Source organism: Nonomuraea sp. MTCD27, assembly GCF_041950495.1.
GTDB lineage: Bacteria > Actinomycetota > Actinomycetes > Streptosporangiales > Streptosporangiaceae > Nonomuraea.
The window spans coordinates 21,406-38,631 of sequence record NZ_JBGNUW010000044.1; the positions used below are offsets into that span (position 1 = coordinate 21,406).

The 17,226-nt window shown below is 67.9% G+C and carries 14 protein-coding genes; 7 read left to right on the plus strand and 7 right to left on the minus strand.

The features are described 5' to 3' along the window. Nucleotides 1-180: 180 nt before the first annotated feature. A complete protein-coding gene (locus tag ACBJ59_RS60435; protein ID WP_375118965.1) occupies nucleotides 181-1,170 on the plus strand; it encodes a hypothetical protein in 990 nt (329 codons plus the stop codon). 279 nt (nucleotides 1,171-1,449) lie between these two features. Here the strand turns inward: ACBJ59_RS60435 and ACBJ59_RS60440 are convergent, their stop codons facing one another. Genes ACBJ59_RS60440 through ACBJ59_RS60450 form a run of 3 tightly spaced genes read right to left on the minus strand, consistent with a single transcriptional unit; the run spans nucleotide 1,450 to nucleotide 2,967 of the window. After that, nucleotides 1,450-1,794, minus strand: a complete 345-nt coding sequence (locus ACBJ59_RS60440) for a class I SAM-dependent methyltransferase (RefSeq protein ID WP_375118966.1) — start codon at nucleotides 1,792-1,794, stop codon at nucleotides 1,450-1,452. After that, nucleotides 1,772-2,554 (minus strand): NB-ARC domain-containing protein, encoded by a 783-nt coding sequence (locus tag ACBJ59_RS60445; RefSeq protein ID WP_375118967.1) that lies wholly within the window; start codon nucleotides 2,552-2,554, stop codon nucleotides 1,772-1,774. The genes ACBJ59_RS60440 and ACBJ59_RS60445 overlap by 23 nt, the downstream gene beginning before the upstream one ends. Then, nucleotides 2,551-2,967 (minus strand): hypothetical protein, encoded by a 417-nt coding sequence (locus ACBJ59_RS60450; RefSeq protein ID WP_375118968.1) that lies wholly within the window; start codon nucleotides 2,965-2,967, stop codon nucleotides 2,551-2,553. The genes ACBJ59_RS60445 and ACBJ59_RS60450 overlap by 4 nt, the downstream gene beginning before the upstream one ends. A gap of 836 nt (nucleotides 2,968-3,803) precedes the next feature. Between ACBJ59_RS60450 and ACBJ59_RS60455 the strand changes: the two genes are divergently transcribed. Together ACBJ59_RS60455 and ACBJ59_RS60460 are read left to right on the plus strand one after the other, a co-directional pair. After that, nucleotides 3,804-5,069, plus strand: a complete 1,266-nt coding sequence (locus tag ACBJ59_RS60455) for a S1 family peptidase (RefSeq protein WP_375118969.1) — start codon at nucleotides 3,804-3,806, stop codon at nucleotides 5,067-5,069. A 30-nt stretch (nucleotides 5,070-5,099) separates the two neighbouring features. Further along, nucleotides 5,100-5,324: a hypothetical protein gene (locus tag ACBJ59_RS60460; RefSeq protein WP_375118970.1), complete on the plus strand. Its 225-nt coding sequence runs from the start codon at nucleotides 5,100-5,102 to the stop codon at nucleotides 5,322-5,324. Between the two features lie 425 nt (nucleotides 5,325-5,749). On the opposite strand, the gene ACBJ59_RS60465 is transcribed toward ACBJ59_RS60460, so the two are convergent. Further along, a complete protein-coding gene (locus ACBJ59_RS60465) occupies nucleotides 5,750-5,944 on the minus strand; it encodes a hypothetical protein (protein ID WP_375118971.1) in 195 nt (64 codons plus the stop codon). Nucleotides 5,945-6,598: 654 nt separating this feature from the next. On the opposite strand from ACBJ59_RS60465, the gene ACBJ59_RS60470 reads away from it, so the two are divergent. Next, nucleotides 6,599-7,912 (plus strand): hypothetical protein, encoded by a 1,314-nt coding sequence (locus ACBJ59_RS60470; protein WP_375118972.1) that lies wholly within the window; start codon nucleotides 6,599-6,601, stop codon nucleotides 7,910-7,912. 74 nt (nucleotides 7,913-7,986) lie between these two features. Here ACBJ59_RS60470 and ACBJ59_RS60475 read toward each other — a convergent pair whose 3' ends face one another. After that, nucleotides 7,987-8,532: a hypothetical protein gene (locus tag ACBJ59_RS60475; RefSeq protein ID WP_375118973.1), complete on the minus strand. Its 546-nt coding sequence runs from the start codon at nucleotides 8,530-8,532 to the stop codon at nucleotides 7,987-7,989. Between the two features lie 403 nt (nucleotides 8,533-8,935). Here ACBJ59_RS60475 and ACBJ59_RS60480 point away from each other — a divergent pair, with 403 nt between their 5' ends. From ACBJ59_RS60480 to ACBJ59_RS60490, 3 genes are all read left to right on the plus strand, one after another. Further along, complete coding sequence (locus ACBJ59_RS60480) at nucleotides 8,936-9,526, plus strand: hypothetical protein (RefSeq protein WP_375118974.1); 591 nt, start codon at nucleotides 8,936-8,938, stop codon at nucleotides 9,524-9,526. 529 nt (nucleotides 9,527-10,055) lie between these two features. Continuing rightward, nucleotides 10,056-13,175 carry a BTAD domain-containing putative transcriptional regulator gene (locus ACBJ59_RS60485; protein ID WP_375118975.1) on the plus strand — a complete coding sequence of 1,040 codons (3,120 nt, stop codon included), beginning with the start codon at nucleotides 10,056-10,058 and terminating at the stop codon, nucleotides 13,173-13,175. Nucleotides 13,176-13,510: 335 nt separating this feature from the next. Then, nucleotides 13,511-13,669, plus strand: a complete 159-nt coding sequence (locus ACBJ59_RS60490; protein ID WP_375118976.1) for a hypothetical protein — start codon at nucleotides 13,511-13,513, stop codon at nucleotides 13,667-13,669. Here the strand turns inward: ACBJ59_RS60490 and ACBJ59_RS60495 are convergent, their stop codons facing one another. Then, complete coding sequence (locus tag ACBJ59_RS60495) at nucleotides 13,670-14,821, minus strand: integrase core domain-containing protein (protein ID WP_375118977.1); 1,152 nt, start codon at nucleotides 14,819-14,821, stop codon at nucleotides 13,670-13,672. It abuts the gene before it with no gap. A gap of 139 nt (nucleotides 14,822-14,960) precedes the next feature. Further along, nucleotides 14,961-16,925, minus strand: a complete 1,965-nt coding sequence (locus tag ACBJ59_RS60500; RefSeq protein ID WP_375118978.1) for an NACHT domain-containing protein — start codon at nucleotides 16,923-16,925, stop codon at nucleotides 14,961-14,963. Nucleotides 16,926-17,226: the final 301 nt, after the last annotated feature.

Consider the following 17,226-nt stretch of genomic DNA (forward strand, 5'->3'; position numbering starts at 1 on the left):
CATCTGCATTCATTGATTGACAGAATTTCTGAAAGCAACATAGCTTTCAATCGTGATAAACACGTACTATCGCGATGAGTCGGTCACTCCGTCCCCTGACCATGCACCCGCCTGTCCCTTCGATCCCGCCTCTGCGCGCACTGCCCTGCGCGCAGAGCTCTGCAACCGGTGAGGATAGAGGTGTTCAAACGCATTCTTCCTGCGCTTGGCCTGCTGGTTCTCGCGCCGCTGATCGGCGAGTATCTGCTGGGCAACATCGCCATCAACGCCCTACCAATGATCATCGGGCTGATTCCGCTCTATGGCGGTGGCGCGCTGCTGATTCGTGAGGTCGCCCGTCGGTGGCGGCTGGGGTGGCCGGGGATCATCCTGCTCGGGCTCGCCTATGCCGTGATCGAGGAGGGCCTGCTCACCCGGTCGCTGTTCGATCCCGACTATGTCGGGTTACGGTTGCTCGACTACGGGTTCATCCCGGCACTGGGCATCGGCGCCTACTGGACCGTGTTCGTCCTGGCCATCCATGGGGTATGGAGCATCGCGGTGCCGATCTCGATGGTAGAGGCGGGCTCACGCCGTCCGGCCACCCCCTGGCTCGGCAAGGCCGGCCTCACCGTGTCAGCCGTCCTGTTCCTGCTAGGCGGCGCGGTGCCCATCGCCCTGGCCAGTCCGGCCGCCATCTACCCGTTGTCGGCCGCTCAGATCACCTGGACGCTGACGGCGGCCGTCGCCCTGATCACCGCCGCGTTCCTGTCCGTTCGATTCCGCCGCCCCCTCCGTTCGGCCACACCGGCCAACCCGTCGACCGTCTTCGCGATCACCATCGTGGCCGGGCTGGCGTTCTGGCTCCCCACTTTGCTCGCCCTGGTGGGGATCAAGCTGGAGTCCATCGTGCCCGCGTGGATCACGGTCGGCTTCTACCTCGCCCTCTACGCCACGATGACGCTGCTCATCCTGCGCTGGTCCCGGCGCACGGGCTGGGGACCCTGGCACAAGTTCGCCCTGGGCGCTGCCGGCCTGGTCACCTACGCCTGGCACGGCTTCCCGCAGCCGCCGAGCTTCCCAGCGCCCGCGCATGTGGACCTCATCGGCAACGCGGTCTTCGCGCTGGCCGCCCTCGGGCTGCTCGCCTTTGGAGCGGTACGGCTCCGCCGCACCGCTCCGCCAACTTGACCTTCAACCTCGGCGCTTGCGAGATCGCTCCAGACTTCTTAACCGTTGGCCACCAAGGCCACGATGTCCTCGAGGCGGAAGCGCCGACCGACACTGTCGTCCTGGTGACCCGGAAGGGGCGTGCGAGCCGAGCAGATGTCCAGCGGGCGGGTCAGCTCGCGGCGGCGGCCTTCTTGCCGACTGCGGCCTGAGCTTGGGATTTGGCGAAGCGGTAGGAATCGGTGCCGGTCTCGATGATGTTCCCTGTCAAGTCAGCATGTTGAAGATCTTGGCGTCTTCTCAGAGCTCTTGAACGCGTGCGAAGAGGACTGCCCCTGGAGCACTCCCGTCCAGATCGAGCAGCATTTGGGCCTTGACCGTGAACCCGGCATCGCGCAGCCATCCCGCCACTTGCGTGGGCTGGCGCAGGTGAACGTGAACTTTCATAGGATGCCCGCCGTAACCTCGGGTCTTCAGCCGTGACTCGTCACCGACGTGAAACCCGAGCAGTAGCGTCCCGCCTGGCCGCAGCACCCGCTTGAAGTGGCCGAAGGCCATAAGAACCGCGTCGTCGGGGACATGAATCAGCGACCAGAAACCGAGTAGGCCGGCGACTGAAGCGTCAGGGAGTTCGAGGTCGGTCATGCGGGCGGATGCCCGTCGAGCATAGCCTGCTCACGGGAAGGCCGGGGGCGGCGAGCCGGGTCAGGAGTTCGAGCGCTTCTCGCTCGCCCAGCACGTCCAGGCGCAGCAACTGGGCGTCCAGCCGGTGCCAGCCCTCGCCCAGCCGGCTGGTCACCAGCACCTGCCCGGCCAGGGTCCGCTCCAGCAGCGGTTGCACATCAGCGGGGTCGACCACGTTGTCGAGCACCAGCAGCCACCCCTGATGGGCGGCCAGCCACGCGGTGGCCCGCCCGGCCAGCGCCTCCAACGGCAGGACTGTGGCCAGTTCCGGCTGCAGCGCGACCGCCAGCCCCGCCAGGCCGCTCTCGACCGCCTGGGCGGAGTCGGCCGTGATCCACCACACCGGGTTCAGGCCTTCACCATCCGGCCTCACCGCCTGGGCGAGCGCGTAGTGCGCGGCCAGCGTGGACTTGCCCACCCCGCCCAGGCCATGCACCGCGGCCACCACCACTTCACCCCCGCCGCGCAGCGCCGCCTCCAGTCGCGCCAGCTCCTCACCGCGACCGACGAACGTGCGCGTGTGCCGAGGCAGATTCACCAGCCGCGGCGCCGCAGCCACCTCGACCACCGGCCGCACCGCCGCCTCGGGCAGCACCGTCTCGTTGATGAACTGGTCACCCCCGGCCTGATAGGCACGGCCGTGGCCGGAGGCGATGGCCTCCATCTGGACCTGCAGCTGCCGGGGGTCGGGATCGCCTGCGGCTGGTGGGGGCACGCTCATCGTTCGGTGATGGTCTGGTCCCGGCCGGCCTGATACACGCGGCCCGACCCCGACGCCTCTGCCTGCATCTGCACGTTCGTCGCGTTCGCGCCGGTGGAGGCGATCCCGCTGTTGTCACCGCTGATCGCGATCGACCCGGGCCCGGAGGCGGACGCCGACGTGCCGAACGTCGCCACCAGCACCCGCAACTCGGCTTCCGCAGCCGGGGCGTCCTCCAGCAGGTCACTCAGCCGCAGCCGCCACGCCGCCTCCTGCTCGGCCCGGGCCTGCTCCAGCTCGGCACCGGTCCTGCCGGCGAGCTCCTGCCGCGAGCGCTCCAGCCGCTGCACCGCGACCTCCTGCCGCTCAGGACGGCCCCGGCTCAGCAGCCGGGCGAAACCCTGCTTCGCCGACGCCCACGCATCGGTGGTCATCGCCGACACCAGCGCCGTACCACCAGCCGCCGCCAACGCCGCTAACGCCTCCCCCAACATCCCACCCCTCCTCGGCCTCGCCCTTTGGCCCTGTGTCCGGGCTATCGCCACGAACACGTTCCGCATTACTCCGATAACCGAATGATCATCACCTGAGGTTCCCCAGCCTGCCGCCGAAGGTCAGCGCGAATGCCTGGCATCGCAGATATGCATGGGGAGCCACCGGCGTCGCGGCGAGCTTCCGCGGGCAACACCCCCGGTTATCGCAGATAGTGACTCACTATCTGCGATACCAGGCCACTGATCATGATGTCACGATCTCGGGGGCGTGCGGGAGCTGCGAAACCCGGACGAGCCCGAGTGGGACGACTGACGACGACGTCGACCATCGCGCGGTGGTCCGGGCACGCCGAGGCGGCACAGCACGACCAGCCGCCCAGCCTGCCTTCGGCCTGCCCTGCGCTCCAGGCGGGGCTTCAAGCTCGCGTGTCGCGATTCGGCCTTCGGGGAGGCTGAGTGCCGAAATTGGCGGTAGCGACCCGGGACTTCTTCGCCTGTTAGCGGTCCGTGATGAGGCGTCCAGAGTGATCGTGCAATCTGACGATCACCTGGGTTGCCGGCGCATCTGGCCGCTGATCGCCGTTACCCCCCGGCTCCTTCAGCATCACTGCAAAGACAGGCGCCCCCGGCAAAGGGGCTCCGCCCGAAGTCATCTCTCGATTCCGGATAGACCGGGCGTATTCCCGACGTATTCCACGCTGCTGCCGACGCGTGCAACGATCATTAATCCAGTCCGCCGATGATCACCATTACAGGCGGACGAGGAAGGGACGAAGATGGGGATCAGCAAGCGGGTGCCGGGAGTGCTGGCCGTACTCCTCTTATTCATGGGCGGACTACTGGCGCCGGTCCCGGTGCAGGCGGCGTCCGTCGCCGTGGTCGACGACGACCCCGGGGACCTCGACCCCGAGGCCGGTGGGACCGAGGACGGTCTCGCCGTGGACGCCGAGTCCTACGCCAAGGAGTTCGGGGTCACGACAGAGCAGGCGCGGGCCAGGCTCACGGCGCAGAACGACTTCGGCGCCCTGGTGGAGGAGATCGAAGCGGCCCATCCCGACACGTTCGCCGGATCGACGGTCGAACACGAGGGCGACTTCGGCCTGCGCGTCCGTTTCACCGGTGACACGGTCCCCGAGCAGGCCGCGCAGATCGTGAAGGGCGTGCCGGGGGTCACCCTCCAAGCGGGTGCGCGATACAGCCTCGCCCAAGCCGAGAAGATCATCGACTCGACGGGGAACACCCTCGACACGCACGGCGCGGTCGACGGCGTCTTCTACGACTCGACCAACGAGCGATTCGTGCTGGACATGGTCGGCGCGGCCACCGGCGACCGCTCGCGGGAGGAGGTGATCACCTCGCTGCGGGCGACGCTGCCCGCCTCCCTGCCCGCGGAGATCCGCTCCGCCGAGATCAGGCTCACGCCGCAGTCCGCCGGCGACGGCCAGCGGGGCGGACTGCGGATGGACACGTGCACCAGCGGATTCTCCGTCAGGAACGGCGCAGGTGAGAAAGGCATCCTCACCGCCGGGCACTGCGGCAACACGCAGCGGTACCGCCTCTACGGTTCCAGCACCTGGGTGACGACCTCCTTCCGGAGGCAGGAACGCAACGCCACCAGCGACGTGCAGTGGCACACCCGTCCCAACATGGTCGCCTACGCGAGGTTCCATGCCGCCAGTACCGAGACGACGCGGCCGGTCACCGGGCGCGTGGTGCGGAGCGGCCAGAACGGCGACTACGTCTGTCACCGGGGGAAGTCCACCGGCTACAGCTGTGGCCGGGTCAGCACCATCTCCTACCGCCCGACATGGCGCAACGCCTGCGACGGCCCCACCTGCGCGGCCACCTGGATCCGGGTGTCCGGTGCCAACCTGAAGTGCTACCCGGGTGACAGCGGGGGCCCCTGGTTCAACGCCAACCGGGCCTACGGCATCTACAAGGGCCAGTCGTCCACCGGAACCGGGACCGCCGGTTGCAACTGGGCCGTCTACATGGCGATCAACTACATCTCCAGCATCGACGTCTCTCTGCTGTACGCGTGACACCGCCGGCCCCCGGGTAAGGTGCCTGCCGTGGCAGTTACCACCTCCATATGGCAATTCGCGCTCATTGTCGGGCTTCTCACCCTCACCTCGGGGCTGGACACCACCCTGATCCTCAGGACCGCGGCCCTCGGACGCCGCCGCAGCTGCGTCGGGCAGCCACACCAGGGCCGCATACAGGTGCTCGGCGTCGCAGGGCTGCCGCTGTCGTCGTCCACCTCGTCGCCGCGGACGAGCTCGCACGCCACGCCGTAGGCGGTGGCGCGGTCGACGGCGGTGCGCGCTTGGGCCAGCAGGAGGGCGGCCGTGCCGAGCTGGCCACGGGCAATGGATGAAACTGCTGGTCCTCATCGCGCGCGCACTGCTCGTCATCGCGCGTACTGCTCGGTCTCGGCGCCGGCCGCCTCCTCCCACACTCTGCGGCACACCTTCGGCACCAAACCTGCTGCGCCAGGGCGTGGACATCGTCGTGGTCGCCGAGCTGTTGGGGCATGCCCGCCTGGACACCACCCGCCGGTACACCTTGCCCCACCCACGGCGACCTGGAGGCCGCGGTCGCCAAGCTTCCCCACCGACCAGTAGCCGCGCTTCTCGCCGGTGCTGCGGCGGGGCATTTCCCCAGGACTCCCTATCTGTCATCAGGCCTGAGCGCCCCGCCGCCTCTAGCTCGTCAACCCTCGCTAGCCCTGCAGCCGTGCCAGGAACGTCATGACCGCCAGAGCGAGCCCCACGAAACCGGCGAAGCCGCCGGCACCGGCCAGGATGGCCAGCGGGGCCGGCATGCCGCCCATCCAGGCGAGGCCGCCTCCGACCAGGGCGACGAACAGGCCAGCGGTGACGATGATGGCCACCCAAAGGCCATGATCATTGCGCATTTCAGTTTTCCTCGTGTGTGAATCGGTTGCCAGTCGACACGAAACGCGGCCCCCGCTCACCCAGGAGGGCGAATAGGGGTGTGTGTTCGTATCTCGCTTCCATGCCTAACGCCTGCTCACAGCAGCGCTCGCCAGAAGGATCGGAACGGGTCGATCCGGAACGAACAGGTGGTCGAAACTTCTTTGTGACCGGGCACGACAGCAGGTGCGGAAGACTCCCGGGGTGCGGTTCCTGGTTGTTCCGAGTCGTTCCGAAACGGTCTGCCAAGGAAGGCCCGCATGACGGAGGAACAGGCGCGTCGGCTGCCGTTCCAGGTTGTTCCGAATCGTGTTCCGAATCGTGGGTGGAGCGGTCGGCATCGGCGCGTACGCCGAGGCTCACGCGTTCCGGAACGATTCGGAACACCGGCCGCGAGGCGTGTTGTCGTCCGCCTCTGCGGCCATACGGAAGAATCGAGGATCTACCTTCCTCATCAATGGTGATCAGGATTGGCGGTGCAGATCGCCCGTGAGCGGAACTTCCCCCAGCTCGACACCTGCGGAGCTGTGTGTCGCAGCGCTGAATGAGCTGTGCGGAGGGCCGGGAATCCGTCCCTGGGCGAAATCGTCAAGTTGTCCGGGTCACCGCGCCTGAGCAGAACAGCAGTACACGACGTGTTGAACGGCAAGCGGAAGAAGCCGCAGCGCTGGAAATGGGCGGCGTCCTTCTTTCGCGCCTGCCATCGGCACGCGCAAGCCACCGGCCTGGACGCCGACGTCGTGTTGGGGACCTTGAGCGACTGGCACCGCCGCTATGAGGCTCTCCTGAACGCGCCGGCCCCGGCGCCCGCCGCCGCAGCGACGTCGAGCGAGGTGGCCGCCGACCGGAGTGAGTCGCCTGCGAACCGCGCGGGGTCAGTGCCGCCGGTCGCCGCGCAGCCAGGAACGCCGAGCTCGGTCACCCCTGCCCGACGCGGGGCAACGCCCGTTCCCGTTTCACCGCTGGAAAGCCTTCCGGTGGAGCCGGGCATCCCGACGCTGCGGGACGTGCTTTTCACCCCTTCGTCAGCGACCAGGCCCGCGACGCCGCACTGGCCATCCACCGCCTTGGACCAGCCGCCGCCGTTGACGTCTTCGACAACCGCTCGCTGGGATGTACAGCCCGACCCTCGACATCCCGCTGTGGTCCACTCCGACCCCGCTCTGCCAGCAGCCCCCAAGCCGGCCTACACGCCACTTGACCGTCCCGCGGCCTCCCCTCCTCAGACACCAATGTCGTTGCCGCAGCCGGTGGAACAAGAGGCCGCTTTCGCCACGCTGAACGCGCTCGGCACCAAGGACGCCCCCGGGCTGGGCCATGAGCGGATCAGCGGCTTGTTCGGTCCTCGTGGGACCAGGCTTCTCCAAACAGCCCTGCCCGCACGGAATGCCTCCCGCGGAATCAAGTACGCCCTCGCCTGTCTCGAGCTGGGCATCCTGCTGGTCAACCGGAACGCGACCAGCGAAGGCAACCAGTTCCTGCAGTGGGCGCAGGACAAGGTTACCTACCTGGGCCTCGGCATCACGCCCCGCTACGGCGATCGCTTCCACGGCTCGATTCCCCGAGAGATCTGCCGGCAAGTAGCCGATGCCTACCGAACGGCCGGCCGGCACGACCTCAGCGACAGATGGCTGGCGTACGGGGAAACGATCAATTGTGACGAGCCGATCTGCCTGGCGGCGTTCTCCACTGGGCGGCATGCCGCCCAGACCCGGACCATCCAGTACTTCCCGGTGTGCAATGCGGCCAAGATCCGCAAGCTGTACTGGGAGTCTGTCCTGCGGCGCCCGGATAAGGCCGCCCGAGAGCAGGTTGTCGAGATGGCTCCGACCCCCGCGCATGATCAGTCGACGTTCCCTGTAGCGTCCTCCGGCTCGTCTGGGGTTGATACCCGTTTCACCACGCGGGAGGTGGAACTCCTCAACGCCATGCTTGGCACTGGCACGTGACGCCATCCGCCGTCAGCCACTCGGTCCAGGCCGCGGCCTGCGCCGGCGCCAGCGCCCTCGGGCCGGAGCACTGGTCAGGACCGAGACGACGGGTCGTCGCCGCCCTCGGTGGCGACGGCGCCGATCCAGGCGTTGCAGTGAGCGCACCAGTCGCGTGCGCTGGCCAGGTCGGGGAACACGCGGTACGGCCCCCAGATCTCCTTGGGCCAGCGCCGTTCGTGCTCGCTGGCGTGCTGGTCCAGGGTCTGGGTTTCGGCGATCGATTTGGTGTGGGCGTCCTGGGCCCGGTAGGTGGCGGCCTTCTGGCGCGCGGCGGCGGCGTGCTTTTTGGCGTCCCGCGAGGGACGCGGGCCCGCTGCGAGGCGCTCCCACAGGACGGCTTCCCGCTCGCTGATCTCTGCCAGGAGGTGCGGGGGCGGAGAGGCGAACTCGTCGAACAGCGGGCCGCTCGACAAGCTCATCATCTCGACCAGGGGCGTCATCCGGGCCAGCCCGCTGGACACCGGACGGTCGCCGACGTCGCGTCCGTCGGCCTGGGCGGTCTTCGGCGAGATCGGCGGATCCCTGCGCGCCCGCGAGCTGGCCCTGGCCATGGACCTGCCCTTGACACGCAACGACATCCAGAACCTCCGCGCCAAACTCAAACGCCTGGCCAGCCGCGGCATCCTCGTCGAGACCGAGCCGGGGTTGTTCACTCAGCCGTGCCCATAGCTCGACCGGTGAGCCTGTGACCAGCCTGCCTATCCCAAATCCAACGACGAGAGGGACATCAGCTCGCGGAACGCACTCTCAGCCGCGAGATTTTTGGTTCGGGGCTAGCTAGGGGTCAGTTGCAGATCTGGAACGGAATCCGGCGTTAACGAGATTCCCGCTGGTCAGATCGGCAGCCACCACCGCACCCCGCCCCAAATGCCGCCACGGCCCCCACCATGACGTGGAACGGCGACACATCTCTGCGCCGCGTCAGTGCCGCATTTGTGCCGCATCCAAGCCGTGTCAGCGGCGGACGCCATCGTCTCTCTCATGAACAACACCACGAAGAAGCAGCCCCGCCCCCGCCTCATCACCCTCGCCGGCATCTTGCAGTTGCTGTTCGCCGCAGCCTTTTTGATCGCTCCCCTCGCAGGCCTGAGCTACGGCGGAGACGTCCAGGCCGCGGCCGAAGCCGAGCTCACGCGGCAAGGACTGTCGCCCACCATCCTGGCCGAGAACAACGTCCACTTCGACGAGGGCGGCTACGCGCTCGTCCTGCCGGTGACAACCGCCGTAATCGTCGCGCTCCTCGCGCTCCTCGCGCTGCTCAACCTGGCCGGCCGACGGGCAGGCCGGATCCTGACCCTGATCGTCCAGCCGATCTTTCTTCTCCTCGACGTCTATATCTTCACCAGTCAGGCGTCGAAGACCCAGTACCTCCAGTCCATCCTCGGTGACGGCGCGAACGCGCAGGCCGTTCTCGACGCGAGCGAGAGCGTTTACCCCAGCTGGCTACTCACCGTGACCGATGTCCGCATGCTCACAACTCCACTGATCTCCCTGATCGTCATCGCTCTGCTCCTGCTGCCCTCAGCTCGCACATACTTCCGCCAGCGCCCGGCCGCGGCCCGCGCTCTGTAACCCACTCCTCTCGGATTTGCGGCCCCCTGCGGGCACCGTCCTCTACGGATCCTGCACCCAACTCCTCTCCCTCTGGACGCCGCCCCCGCCGCCCCCTGAGTGCCCTGCCCCTCTGGGCCTCAGCCTCTGCATGCCGCCTCCTCTGTGCCCTGGCTCCGCAGACTCCGCCGGACGTACCCCACGGTGAACCACAGCCCGTTCGTCACGAAGCGCCATGCGAGGTTGTTACTTGAGTGATAGCCCTTGCGAGCCCAAGCCCGAATGGATCAACAGCGGCGACCGGCGAAGGCTTCAGGGGCGAGGGAGCGGCTCCAGAGGGACGGGGTAGCAAGAGGCATTGACCTCGATGGTCAATGGAGAGTGCAGGTGGTCAGCCCGTTCGTCGGAAGCCGATCAGGTCATGGGGTACGGAAGGCGTGATGTAAGTGATGTTTGAGAGACTTGCGGTGTGCAAATCATGCTGCTCGGCCCGGTCGAGGTGCTCGCTTCAGACGGGATGTCAGTGAGCATCAGCGGTACTCGGCTCCGCATGTTGGTGGCCCGGCTGGCACTTGCGGCCGGTCGGCCGGTGAGCGCGGACGCGCTGATCGCCGACCTGTGGGGCGATGACGCGCCGTCGGGCGCCACGAGCGCGCTGCAGGGCCTGGTGTCCAGACTGCGCAAGGCCCTCGGGGGCGTCGGAGCGGTCGAGCTGGTGGCGGGCGGCTACCGGCTGCCGGTGGGCAGCGACGACGTGGATACGCATCGGTTCGAGGAGCTGGTTGCGCGGGGCCGGCGCGAACTGGCCGCCGATAGGCCCGCGGAGGCCGCCGCCTCGCTGCGGGCCGCGCTCGAACTCTGGCGGGGGCCGGCGCTGGCCGACATCCAGGAGGCCCCGTTCGCCCACGGCAACGCCACGAGGCTGTACGACGTGCGGACCGCGGCGGCCGAGGGTCGCTTCGACGCCGAGTTGCGGCTCGGCCGGCACGCGGAGGTGCTGGCGGACCTCGGTGCGGCGGCGGCCGAGCATCCGCTGAGCGAACGGCTGACCGAGCTGCGCATGCGCGCTCTGTCGGCAGCCGGACACCAGGCGGACGCGCTCGCGGTCTATGAGGAGATCCGCAGCAGGCTGAGGGACGAGCTGGGCGTGGACCCCTCCCAGGGGCTGCGGGAAGTTCATCTCGCTCTGCTGCGCGGAGAGCTGGATCGGCCGACGGCGCCGCCCGGGTCCGCTCCGAACCGTCTGCCCGCCCGGCTGACCAGGTTCTTCGGCCGGGAGGATGAGCTGCGGCAGCTGGCCGAACTGATGCGCGCCGCCCGGCTGGTCACCATCGTCGGCCCTGGCGGCGCCGGCAAGACCAGGCTGTCTCTGGAGGCCGCATCGCGGCTGAACGAGCGCGTGTGGTTTGTGCCCCTGGCCGGCGTGAGCGAGCCCGCCCAGCTCGCCGACGCCGTCCTCGGCGTGCTCAGCTCATCGGACAGCCGTCTCTACGACAGTGCACAGCTCCAGCAGGCCACACCTGTCGACCGCATCGTGAGCCTGCTCGATGTCGGCGACGGCGACGGCGTGCTCCTGCTCGACAACTGTGAACATCTGGTCGAGGCAGCGGCCGAGCTGTCCGAGCAGATCCTGCTGCGGCTGCCGCGGCTGAAGATCCTGGCCACCAGCAGGGAAGCGCTCGCGATCACTGGGGAGACGCTGTGCCAGCTCGGCCCGCTCGACCTGCCGCCAGGTGAGTCCGAGCCGGCCGAGGCCAAACAGGCGGCGGCGGTGCGGCTCTTCGTCGATCGCGCCGCTGGCGTGCGGCCGGGCTTCACTCTCGACGAGAGCACGGTGGACGACGTGGTGGAGATTTGCCGCCGGCTCGACGGCATGCCGCTGGCGCTCGAACTGGCGGCCGCGAAGCTGCGCGCGATGAGCGCCAGGGAGATCGTGCGGCGCCTGCACGATCGGTTCCGGCTGCTGACGTCGGGCAGCAGGACCGCGCTTCCCCGCCAGCGCACGTTGCTCGCGATGGTCGAGTGGAGCTGGGACCTGCTGGACGAGCCGGAGCGGGTGCTGGCTCGCAGGCTGTCGGCGCTGCCTGGCGGGGCGAGCCTGCCGTCGCTGGAGGTGATCTGCGCCGACGAGTCCCTTCCCGCCGAGGAGGTCCTAGGCGTGATCGGCTCGCTGGTGGACAAGTCCCTTGTGCAGGAGACCGAGGACCGCTACCGCATGCTGGAGACCGTACGTGCCTACGCGGCCGACCGCCTTGCCGAATCGGGAGACGACATCAACGCGCGGCTGTCCGAATATTTCCTGATGTTCGCCGAAGAGCACGAGCCGCTGCTGCGGACCAGCGACCAACTCCGCGCGATCGCGGCCTTTGACACGGAACACGACAACCTCATCTTCGCACTGCGGTTGGCCGTCGCCGCCCGCGACGTGACCACGGCGTCCAGATTCGTGCGTGCGCTGTTCTGGTACTGGGGCATTAGGGGCATGAGCCACCAGTTCGAGACATTCCTCTCCGAGGTGCTGGCGTTCGGCGACGAACTACCGGCGGACGTGCGTGCCGCCTTCCAGGTGGTTCAAGGGGTGGCGGCCGGGACGCGGGGCGAGCTGCAACCGCCCAGCCTGGACAGACGGGCGCTGAGCTTCCACCCGGCGGTGCCGCTGTTCCGGCTCTCCCAGCTCGCCACCGCGAACCAAGGTGCGGGCCAAGACTCGGATCAGAGCGCGGACCGAGGCGCAGATCAAGGTGCCGACCACAGCCGGATCGAACTGGAGCACGCGCTGAACTCCGCCGATCCATGGGTACGAGCCAGCGCACTCTGGGCCCAGGACTTCGTCCGCACTCAGCAGGGCGACATGACGACCGGGGCACAGGCGCGGCGAGATGCGCTGCACGCCTTCGAGCAGGCCGGTGACCGCTGGGGCATGGTGATGGCTCTACTGGCCATCAGCATGGACGAGGACGTACGAGGCAACTACGAGCAGGCTATCTGGGCCGCGGAGCGGGCCGTGGCTATCAGCTCCGAGCTGGGCACGGAAGAACATCTGGCCTGGTCCAAGGGAAGGCTGGCGGCGGCACGGGCCCGCAGCGGTGACCTGGCCGGCGCCCTGCAGGACCTCGACGCCGGCCTCCGCCAGGCTAGAGAGCGGGGCCTCCGACGCCTGGAGACCACTCTCCTGAACCACCGGGCGGCGGTCCTGCGCCGCTCCGGCGAGTACCGGCAGGCTCACCAGACATTGGACCGGCTCGAGACGCTCATTCACCGGGTGCCCATGCCGGAGGAGGTCGTCCGGGGCCTGATCGCGGGTGAGCGAGTGTCCCTCCTGCTCGCCGAGGGCGAGGCCGCGCGGGCGCGCGAGCTGCTTCCTCAGGCCGTGTGGGGCGCGTTCGCCTACGGCAACCCCGGTCACCTCGCCAGCGTCTGCGAGTGGCTGGGCAGGCTGCTCGCTCTGGAGGGCGATCCGAAGGGCGCGGCGCACGCGCTGGGGATGAGCGAAAGGATCAAAGGGGCGCTCGATCATGGAGACCCCGAGATCCGCGCCCTGATCGGTGAGCTGATTGGGCATCTGGGCGAGGACGGCTACGGCGCGGCCTATGGTGAGGGTGCCGACCTGCCGAGGCAGCAGGCGATCGACCGGTTGGCCGCGATGGCCGACCGCCCGGTCGCGCCCTGAGCGGGGAGACCGCCGCGCTCGCCGCGGCATACATCCTCGGGATACGCGACGCACGGTGACGGATTCGCCGGGGGTTCAGAGCCGGAAACTACGGGTCCGACTGCGGCGTTAGGTTCCGGTCAGTCCTCCCTGAGGGCGTCAGTGATGCGGCGCTTGGCGGCCTCGTCCTGGCCTACGACGCACTTGGCGTAGATCCTGAGCAGGACTTCGATGCTGTGTCCTTGCGCATGCCGACAATTACATCCGCCCAGGTCATGGCCATGTGAGGGCTTCGCGTGGCGGCGCGAACCCCAGCCGCCCAGGAGACGGAAACGCGTGCGGCAGGATGATCGGTCGTGTTCCTTCGCCTGGCCTACCTCACCGTCACGAACACGTTCGCCGCGCTGCGGTTGCCGCCCATGGGCGATCGGGACAAGGACGTGGAGATTCTCGCCCTGCGCCTGTGCGGTGCCATAACGCTGATACTGCTGCTGAGCTGGGCGTTTGTCGGGTGATCAGGCTGCTCTGTGGTACTCGTTGATCAGTCCTGTGACGGTCCTTCGGCGGTGGATCCGGGAGGCCGTGTCGATCATCTGGCTGGGGTCGTGCAAGGGAGGGCGGAGGGAACGGCCCTGATGCGGGCGATGCTGGTTGAAGTGGTGTTCGTACTCGGTCAGGACCTTGCGCAGGTGCCGCTCACCATGGATGAGCAGGTGATCGAGGCACTCACGGCGTAGCGTTCCCACGAACCGTTCGGCGAACGCGTTCGCCCGTGGTGACCGGACGGGCGTCTGGACGATCCGCACGCCATTGGCGGTGAACACCTCATCGAACGAGCGGGGGAACTTGCCGTCACGGTCTCGGATGAGAAGCCTGTAGGCGTCGGCGCGTTCGCCCAGGTCCATCAGCAGGTTTCGGGCTTGCTGGGTGGTCCACGCGCCGGTCGGGTTGGAGGTGAGGCCCGGCAGGTGCACGCGGCGTGTCTCGATCTCCATGACGAACAGGACGTACAGGCGTTTGAGGAAGACGGTGTCGACGTGCAGGAAGTCGCAGGCCAGGATGCCGGAGGCTTGTGAGGCGAGGAACTGTCGCCAGGTCGGTGATGTTCGGCGTGGCGCTGGGCCGAGGCCGGCCGCGGTGAGGATGCGGCGGATGGTGCCCTCCCCGATCTGATGGCCGAGGCCGAACAGTTCCCCCTGGATCCGCCGGTGCCCCCATCGGGGATTCTCCCTGGCCAGCCGGATCACCAGCTCACGCAACTCGTCCGGGATCGGCGGACGCCCGGCCGCGTTCGGGTACATCCAGCGTTGGCTGGCCAGCCGGCGGTGCCAGGCCAGCAAGGTGCCCGGCGTCACGATCCGATGAAGGCGAAGCCGTGCGGGGAGCAGCCGCGCCAGTGCGGCCAGCAGCGCCCGGTCGGCCCAGTCCGGTTGCGGCCGGGAAACCTGACGACGCAGGACGGCGACCTCATGACGCAGCACCAAAATCTCCACGTCCTTGGAGATGTCGCCCCGCGCGAGAAGCGCCAACCAGCCGACAACCGGACCATCAGCAGATACAGCAGGCGTAGGAATACGAGTGCTGAGGATAGAAGGCCAGGTCAGATGCCATGGACGAGTTTTGGCACCGCACAGGCCCAGTACCGCTACCTCGTGCCGCAGGATCAATATTTCTGCCTCTTTGGCCGCGGGGGAACGGGACAGCAGGACGGGCCACGCGAAGATCCGTGTGGCGATCAGGTAAAGGAGTGCACGGGGTGGTCGTCGTTTCACCCCCACGTGGGGACGACCCGCTTCGTCCGCACGACTACGGCCGGACGTGCGCCGATCGCAGGAGGTGTTCGCGGAAGCGGTCGTGCCTGAACTGATATCGAGTCCCCACTTGGCGCAGGACGTCGCGTCGTTGTGCATCCCTGAGGAACAGCATGATCCTCCATGGCAGCCGACCGGTGGTGGCGAACCAGACGCGCGCCAGTTGTAGGCGCCCCCAGGCCATCAGGGCGAAAGAGAGGGACACGCTGCCCAGGAGTGATGTGACGATGGTGGCAGCCCTGTCGCGGCGTAGAAGCGATTCGGGGCTTTCGACGCTCGTGAGGTCGATTGGGGAGCGGGCGCCCGCCACAACCGCGAACAGCATGCCCACCACGAGCCCCCAGACCATGGCCAGGCCGATCGGCGACAGTGTGAACACGCCAGTTGTAACAAACAGCGCGGAGCTTGCGGCAAGGCCGTTGGCCAGTTGGCTCAGCATGCCGTAGAGGAAGCCGTAACCAGCCAGGCGCCATCCGAATCGAGCTCCTTTACGATGCCTGCGCAGACGTAACGTGGCCCGGGACGGGGGCAGCGAGCGGCCGAACGCGCAGGCCAGGCCGTATTGCAGGCCGTGCACGCAGCCACCGGTCATCCCGTAGGTGAGGCCGAATCGGCGGTTCCCGCCCATCGCTTCGAGCGCGAGCCAGAAGCCCAGGCCCAGAAGCACACCGCCGAGCAGCCCCAGAGCCACAGGGACGGCCTTAGGCACGGATCTCGACAGATGCCACCACTCAATGGAATCCGTGTTGAAGCGTTTCATGTGGATGGCGAGAAAGAAGAGGTAGTGGCGAGCCTCGCTGCTGTCCCATCTACCTGTGCGCCGATCGGACACGTTGTCGTACCTGGCGGGGAGAAAGCTCTCGAGCAGGTGCTCCTCGATGCCGTCCTTGGTCCGGTACGGGAGCAGCTCGGCGGGGTCGGTGCCGGTGTCGCTGTAGTTGGCACGCGCGAGTGACACCATGAGCGGGGTCGCCAGCGCTGCCCGCACTGGCGGCCTGTTCAGGACGTCGGCCCAGATGGAAGAGTCACCGGCCGCGGCTCCTGTCGTACGGGAAAGGTACGCATCCAGGTCGTCACGCGAGAGATCCTGCATTTCGATGGCGCCTGCCCTGGCCAGCGGTCTGCCGTTCTCCGTACCGGCGGCACGGTACTCCTCGGTACGGCTGGTGAGGAGCAGGCCCCCGGCCGAGTCCCCAAGGACGTGCAGCGCTAAGGCGCGCAGTCCTTCGGCCAACTCGTCGAACCCGTCCAGGATCGGCAGGACGAGCCCGCCTCTCGCGAGCTGGGCAGCCAGCGTGCTCTTGCCCGTGGGTTTGACGGACAAGGCGGGATACAGGCGGATCAGCTCGCGCTCCAGCCAGGCTTGGAATGATTCCCGGTTCGGCTCCCATGAGGTTGGAGAGAGCAGGACCGGCACGGGCCGCAGCGTGTCTGAACCTACATCAGGGTCCGCCAGCAGCGTCAGCGCCAGGCTCGCCACGAGAATCGTCTTGCCCGCACCGCTCCCGCCAAGCAGAACGAGCCTCTTTGAAGGCACCCGCTGGTAGGTGACGGCGATGCTCTGGAACCTCCCGTCCAGGGCGAGCGGCGCGTCGATACCGTCATCCCGGACGTTCACCCAGTGGTCGACCAGCGACGGATGAGCCGTTACCCACCGAACGGGCAGCGGGTACGGGTCGTAGATCCTTCGCGCCTCCATGTCGAGCTGCCACTGGTCGCGTACGGTCGCGGCTAGTTCTCGGGCGATCGTGCTCAGAGCCGGCGCGGAGGAGCCGGAGCCTGTTTGAAGTGCCTTCCAGGCGATCCAAAGCGCCGCCACCGCAGGTGGGATCGCCAGTATCGTGGCGACGTCAACGGCCGTGTCCCTGTCGATCGCCACCGCGACGACGACGAGACCGGCCAGCGAGCCGAGGAGCAGGGCGAGCGTGACCAGCACGATTCTTCGACGCTCCGGCATCATGCCTCTATAATGCGCCCACCGCGGGACACCAACTCTGCGCCTGCCGAACAAATTCGTTTACGCAGGTCAAGCCGCCGAGTCGGTCTTGTCGGACGGCCGGAGTTGCGTCCACGGGAGTGGTGTACAGGTGGAGCACGCGCCGAGCACTGCGACCGTCATCTATAGATGGCGCTGGTGTGGCTGGAGCGCGGGATCCATTCCGGGGGCCGCGACGCAATGTCGAATGGAGTGGCCCGGCCGTGCTCGGCGCGTGCTCGTACGCCCCGTCACGCGCCGTCAGGTCCCGGCACCACTTGACACG

What these genes read in the sequence shown, in the direction of transcription:
- ACBJ59_RS60440 (WP_375118966.1), bottom strand. Translation starts at nt 1,794, where the DNA reads ATGACCGACCTCGAACTCCCTGACGCTTCAGTCGCCGGCCTACTCGGT.
- ACBJ59_RS60445 (WP_375118967.1), bottom strand. Translation starts at nt 2,554, where the DNA reads ATGAGCGTGCCCCCACCAGCCGCAGGCGATCCCGACCCCCGGCAGCTG.
- ACBJ59_RS60450 (WP_375118968.1), bottom strand. Translation starts at nt 2,967, where the DNA reads ATGACCACCGATGCGTGGGCGTCGGCGAAGCAGGGTTTCGCCCGGCTG.
- ACBJ59_RS60455 (WP_375118969.1), top strand. Translation starts at nt 3,804, where the DNA reads ATGGGGATCAGCAAGCGGGTGCCGGGAGTGCTGGCCGTACTCCTCTTA.
- ACBJ59_RS60465 (WP_375118971.1), bottom strand. Translation starts at nt 5,944, where the DNA reads ATGCGCAATGATCATGGCCTTTGGGTGGCCATCATCGTCACCGCTGGC.
- ACBJ59_RS60475 (WP_375118973.1), bottom strand. Translation starts at nt 8,532, where the DNA reads ATGTCGTTGCGTGTCAAGGGCAGGTCCATGGCCAGGGCCAGCTCGCGG.
- ACBJ59_RS60480 (WP_375118974.1), top strand. Translation starts at nt 8,936, where the DNA reads ATGAACAACACCACGAAGAAGCAGCCCCGCCCCCGCCTCATCACCCTC.
- ACBJ59_RS60485 (WP_375118975.1), top strand. Translation starts at nt 10,056, where the DNA reads ATGTTGGTGGCCCGGCTGGCACTTGCGGCCGGTCGGCCGGTGAGCGCG.
- ACBJ59_RS60500 (WP_375118978.1), bottom strand. Translation starts at nt 16,925, where the DNA reads ATGATGCCGGAGCGTCGAAGAATCGTGCTGGTCACGCTCGCCCTGCTC.